The sequence below is a fragment of the Rhodopirellula maiorica SM1 genome, assembly GCF_000346295.1.
In the GTDB taxonomy this organism is placed as follows: Bacteria; Planctomycetota; Planctomycetia; order Pirellulales; family Pirellulaceae; genus Novipirellula; species Novipirellula maiorica.
The window spans coordinates 1-5,125 of sequence record NZ_ANOG01000601.1 but is presented as its reverse complement, the minus strand read 5'-3'; the positions used below and the strand labels follow the sequence as shown (position 1 = coordinate 5,125).

Here is a 5,125-nt window from a genome sequence, read left to right as displayed (position 1 = left end):
GCCGTTCTTGATCTCAATCTGGATCCGTTGAACGAAGTGGCCGTCGTTTGCGGAGCGTGGACTTTTTAATTCGTCTACAGGTGCGTGCGATTGCAATAGTTCTTTGGACGCGGGCTGTCCCAAAGTGGATTGACTTGTTGCGAAGCAAGGCACGCCCCTTGGCAAATCGTTTCTGACCTTTACGCGGCACGGCGGCGGCGTTTGTCGGGTTCGATGTGGCACCCAAGGCTTTCGATTTCAAGACGCAATAGTTGTCGTGTCACGTGAGCGGCGGTGGGACGATCGCTCGGACGCGGCGAAATCATCGTTTCGACTAGCTCTGCGACCGGTGAAAGCAACAAGTCGCTGGCAGCTTCGACCCGGGTGAGCCATTGCCAAAGAATACGCCCGAGTGAAAAGATGTCCGACGCGGGTAGCGACACCATCTTGTCGGTCATCGTTTCTGGAGCCGCGTACTCGGGGGTGCCACGAAAGAGTCGTTTCGGTGAACAGTGCACTCGCTCGGCAAAACCCAAATCAATCAGCGTGACGTGTCCTGTCGCACCCACCATCACGTTCATCGGTTTTACGTCGCCGTGGACCCAACCGCTGGCGTGCATCGCTTCGAGCGCTTGTGCGACTTGACGTACCAACCACAGTCCCACCGGCAGCGGTTTGCGCGGTTGTTGGTTCAAATGCTCGTGCATCGTCAACGCATCCAAACGCGGCATCACCAAAAATGGTGCCGTGCCCGATTCGGACGCGTCCAACACGGCAATCAAATTGGGGTGGAATACCTCCTGGGCGCATGCCGTGAACTGCTGGATTTGCCGCAGCGATTCGATCGCGTTTTCGCCAATCCCGCGTCGCACGACATAATCCCAGCGGGGGCTGCCGGTGGCATCGGCCGGTTGAGCATAAGCCAATTCGGCGGTTTCCCCTTGATGGATGACTTTTCCGAGACGCCAAATTCCTAAGATCGATCCACGCGAGTCGGCGGGGCGGGGGGCTGCGGTTTTTGAGTTTTCTGTTGAAACTTTGGGCATCGTAAGTTTCCCCACCAGCGTGTTGGACAAAGAAGAAGAAGCGAGGCAACGCACGCTCGTCGGCAAATCTCGCCAACGCTTCGGCGCGTTCCACCGTCACTGCATCGACCAGTCACCCCAGCTAGGTCGAACCGCTAAAGCCGGAACCCTAGAAACATCCGAAACTGCCTAATCGGAACGACCGCTGCGGGTTACGACACTGGAATTTCAACAGGGGCGTCATCCCGGCCGGCCCCCGCCGCAGTTGAATGAAGCTAGATGTCCCACGCTTTTAGAAATGAACGAGGCAACGAGTCTGGTGAGTGTGGGGGTGCGAGTCCGGTGGGCTTGAAGATGCCGCTGGGCGCTGACGGCGATAGATCAAGTTCCGTCGTGATGGGAACTTGAATTCTTGAGGTTCCATTCCACTTTTTGCTTGCCCAATCGTTACAGCCGGACCGAGTGGGCTGGAGCGGCGAAATCGGACTAAGAATCCTCGAGTCTCACCTCGAACGAACCGAATTTAGATCGATAAGCGGCGTAAGTTTCGGTTAGAGGTGATAAGGCATCATCGCTCCCGGCAATTCTCTGAACACGACCCAGGTTCGCCCATGTCATCGATTCATCCTGCCGTTGCGAGCGTACTAAACGCTCGCAACGATGCGACGCAACAGCAAGTGCAGATGGCCGTAATCGCCAAAGGCTTGGACGCCCAGGAGCAGAGCGGCGATGCGATCAACGCGTTGCTCGAGCAAGCCAAGCAGGTGCAAACCCAAATCGCCAACGGGCACATTGACGTCCGCGTCTAAAGGATTCTTTAAACGCTCGTCACGCACGGCGACTGCCATCTACGATGTCGCTAAACGGGGGGCGTTTGTAGCGGTGCGGCGCGGGGCCCGCCCGGTTGAAATCGAACGCTCTATTCTCTGCACCGGGGTTTTTTCTGCCACCGGACGGCTCGCGCCGCGATCGCTACGAAACGTACGAACATCGACCTTTGCAGCCGCGTGCCGCTTGGGCACGCAGGATCGGCGTTGCCAGGACGCGAGTGCCGGATTAGGGACGAGGAGCCGCGGCGGCTAGTACTTCCAAATCATCACGGCCCACACGGGTGCAGAACGTACCGAGTGATTCGCCCTCGAGACGATTCGCTTTGTAGGCCGCGAAAATTCCGATCAACTCATCAGAGACCTCAGCGTCCTTCACTAGGTCCTTGTAGATATAGCCCAAACGGTCACCGACCCAGCCACCGCCGACAAACAAGGTGTATTTGTCTTTGGCCTTGCCGACCAGTGCCAAATCGGCGTTGTACGGCCGAGCACATCCGTTGGGGCAACCGGTCATTCGTAGCGTGAACCGTTCTTTATCAAGCCCGAGCTTTGCCAGTGGCTGTTCGATTGAATCGATGATGCTGGGCAGACGTCGTTCGCTTTCGGTGATCGCCAATCCACATGTCGGCAGTGCCACGCAAGCGATCGACCAGCGACGCACCATGCTGATGTCTTCGGTCAGCGGCGCGTTGTGCTTTTGGATCAACGCAATCAGCTTGTCTTTGTCACCTTCTTCGATATCGGTAAAGATGATGCTCTGATTGGTGGTCATGCGGAGTTCGGTTTTGAACTCATCACATACCGCGCGGATCGTCGCTTTAAGCTGATGGTTTTCGTTGTCGTACAAGCGGCCGTTTTCGATGTTCAAGCCGTACGACCATTTGCCGTCGCCTTGTTCTTGCCAACCCATGTGGTCATCGACTTCGTAGACGTCGTCTTCGGTGCAGTCCTTCAGTGGTTCGCCGAAATACTCTTCGACTTTCCCGCGGAATTTTTCGATACCCCAATCGGCGATCAAGTATTTCATCCGCGCGACTTTTCGGTCTTCGCGATTACCAAAGTCACGCTGCACCTTCACTACCGCAACGGCAACGTCAACGGCCTGTTCCGGGGTGCAAAATGCCATTCGTTTGGCGAGTGCCGGGAAAGTCTTTTTGGCTGAAGGGGTGGTTCCCATGCCGCCGCCAACCAACACGTTGTACCCGATAACCTTGTCGTCACGAACGACCGCTAGGAAGCCGAGGTCCTGAGTGTAGATGTCGATGCAATTGTCATCAGGCAACGCGATGCCGATTTTGAATTTACGCGGCAAGTATGTTGGGCCGTAAAGCGGTTCGACGACTTCGCCGCTGCCGCCCCCTTCGAGCGTCGATTCACCACTGTCCGGATCGGTGACCCACAACTCGTGATAAGCGGGAGTTTGCGGCGCGAGCGCCACGACCAATGCATCGGTCAGGGTGTGCAGTTCGCGATAAACCGCGTTGTCGCGTTTGGCGGGACAACAAACGACGTTACGGTTGACATCGCCACATGCCGCCAGCGTCGAGAGTTGGATCTCGTTGATGCGGTGAATCGCTTCGCGAAGGTTGCCTTTGACCACACCGTGCAGCTGAAGCGTTTGCCGCGTGGTGATCTTCAGCGTCGAATTACCAAGTTCGTCACAAAGATCCAACTGAGCTAGCATTTGATCCGACGTGATGCGGCCGCCGGGAATTCGGCAGCGAACCATCATCGAAAACTCTTTACCACCGCCGGTCTTCTTTGCCGCCATGCGGACATCGCGGTCGTCTTGTTGGTAGGTGCCGTGAAATTTCAGCAGCTGTTGGTTGTCTTTATTGAATTGGTCCGTGTCCTCGGTCAACTCGACGTCGATCGTACCCTTCAGGAAATCGCTTTCCTCTTTGATTGCTTCGTTTGCGCTTAATTTGGGAGTGTCGGTAGACATCGAGACTCAAATCCTGTGAGATTTCATTTGCGTAAAATAGTTGACCCAATTCGTCGGCACGTCGGCCTCTTCGTTGCGTCTAGTGGGGTTCCGCAAACCTGTGCGGTTTACGAATACTATAACGACGAGATCGAAATCCCACTATGGCGATCCAACCGACACTTTGTCCCAGGTGAAAAACTCAATGGCTGAAATACTCGATGGCAAGCGAATTGCCGCTGAAATCCGTTCCGAAGTCGCCCAGGATGTCGAGAAACTCAAGCAGGATCTCGGTCGCGATGTCGTTCCCTGTCTTGCCGCCGTGCTGGTGGGCGAGGACCCCGCCAGCCAGGTGTATGTTCGCAATAAACAACGGGCCTGCGAAAAAGCGGGGATCGAGGGGCGGACGCACCGTTTGCCGGCCGATACCAGCCAAACTCAATTGTTGGATCTCGTCGATCAGTTGAACCGTGATGACACGGTTAACGGCATTTTGGTTCAATTGCCACTTCCCGCCGCAGGCAACGGCGGTGCCGGGTTCGACGAGCGAGCTGTCTTGGATGCGGTTGACCCCTTGAAAGACGTTGACGCATTTTCACCGGTGAACGTGGGGCTTTTGATGCAGGGACGGCCCCGTTTTCTGCCCTGCACACCGCACGGAATCGTGCAATTACTGCATCGCTGCAACATTTCCGTGGCCGGAAAGCATGTCGTCGTGGTCGGCCGTAGCGATATCGTCGGTAAACCGATGGCAATGATGTTGGCACAACGCGACGGAAGCTGCGGCCGCGAAGTCGCCAATGCCACCGTCACGATCGCTCACAGCCGGACCGCAAATCTAGCCGAAGTTTGCCAGTCGGCTGACTGTTTGATCGCCGCGGTGGGCGTTCCTGAAATGATCAAGGGCAACATGGTCAAACCAGGGGCCGTCGTGATCGACGTTGGTATTAACCGCGTCGATGACAAGTTGGTCGGTGATGTTGCGTTCGCCGAAGCCGCAGAAGTCGCCTCGGCAATCACGCCCGTTCCCGGTGGCGTCGGACCGTTGACGATCGCGATGTTGCTACACAACACCGTTTTGGCGACCCGATTGCAAAACGCGTAACATTGATCGCTTAGGAACGCGTCGCGAACCGATTTTCCAAGATGCGGCTGCGGCAAATTGTCCCTTTGGCCGTCAACTCGCCGCGTTTCGGGTTCAGTGGTGGCGAAAAGGAACGGAGTTCCGCTGGGATCTGCCATGACACGTCGTTCGCCAATTCCTGGCGAATGTTCGATTCGATCGTGCTGCGTTCAGCCTCTTTGTGAGCATCGAGCCACAATTGTAACGTGCCGTTTCGGTAGGTCAGCATCGAATGCAGGACCCC

5 protein-coding genes are annotated in these 5,125 nt (G+C 56.3%); 2 read left to right on the top strand and 3 right to left on the bottom strand.

Features of this window, described 5'->3' with window-relative positions:
• Window positions 1–179 precede the first annotated feature (179 nt).
• The gene (locus RMSM_RS19235; RefSeq protein ID WP_081614238.1) at window positions 180–1,025 is read right to left on the bottom strand and encodes a serine/threonine protein kinase; all 846 of its coding nucleotides are present in this window, start codon (window positions 1,023–1,025) and stop codon (window positions 180–182) included.
• Between the two features lie 590 nt (window positions 1,026–1,615).
• Between RMSM_RS19235 and RMSM_RS19230 the strand changes: the two genes are divergently transcribed.
• On the top strand, window positions 1,616–1,813 hold the full coding sequence (locus RMSM_RS19230) for a putative motility protein (RefSeq protein ID WP_008699858.1): 198 nt from the start codon (window positions 1,616–1,618) through the stop codon (window positions 1,811–1,813).
• Between the two features lie 247 nt (window positions 1,814–2,060).
• On the opposite strand, the gene RMSM_RS19225 is transcribed toward RMSM_RS19230, so the two are convergent.
• Window positions 2,061–3,779, bottom strand: a complete 1,719-nt coding sequence (locus RMSM_RS19225) for an NADPH-dependent assimilatory sulfite reductase hemoprotein subunit (RefSeq protein ID WP_008699856.1) — start codon at window positions 3,777–3,779, stop codon at window positions 2,061–2,063.
• A gap of 184 nt (window positions 3,780–3,963) precedes the next feature.
• Between RMSM_RS19225 and folD the strand changes: the two genes are divergently transcribed.
• Entirely contained in the window at window positions 3,964–4,863 is a 900-nt protein-coding gene (folD, locus tag RMSM_RS19220; protein ID WP_040768188.1) for a bifunctional methylenetetrahydrofolate dehydrogenase/methenyltetrahydrofolate cyclohydrolase FolD, read from the top strand.
• Window positions 4,864–4,873: 10 nt separating this feature from the next.
• Here the strand turns inward: folD and RMSM_RS19215 are convergent.
• Window positions 4,874–5,125: hypothetical protein (locus RMSM_RS19215; RefSeq protein WP_040768187.1), on the bottom strand; the 252-nt coding region annotated here is incomplete at its 5' end.

Bases quoted from the DNA above. Each gene is read 5' to 3' on its own strand.
- folD (WP_040768188.1), top strand. From the start codon at position 3,964: ATGGCTGAAATACTCGATGGCAAGCGAATTGCCGCTGAAATCCGTTCC.
- RMSM_RS19225 (WP_008699856.1), bottom strand. From the start codon at position 3,779: ATGTCTACCGACACTCCCAAATTAAGCGCAAACGAAGCAATCAAAGAG.
- RMSM_RS19235 (WP_081614238.1), bottom strand. From the start codon at position 1,025: ATGCCCAAAGTTTCAACAGAAAACTCAAAAACCGCAGCCCCCCGCCCC.
- RMSM_RS19230 (WP_008699858.1), top strand. From the start codon at position 1,616: ATGTCATCGATTCATCCTGCCGTTGCGAGCGTACTAAACGCTCGCAAC.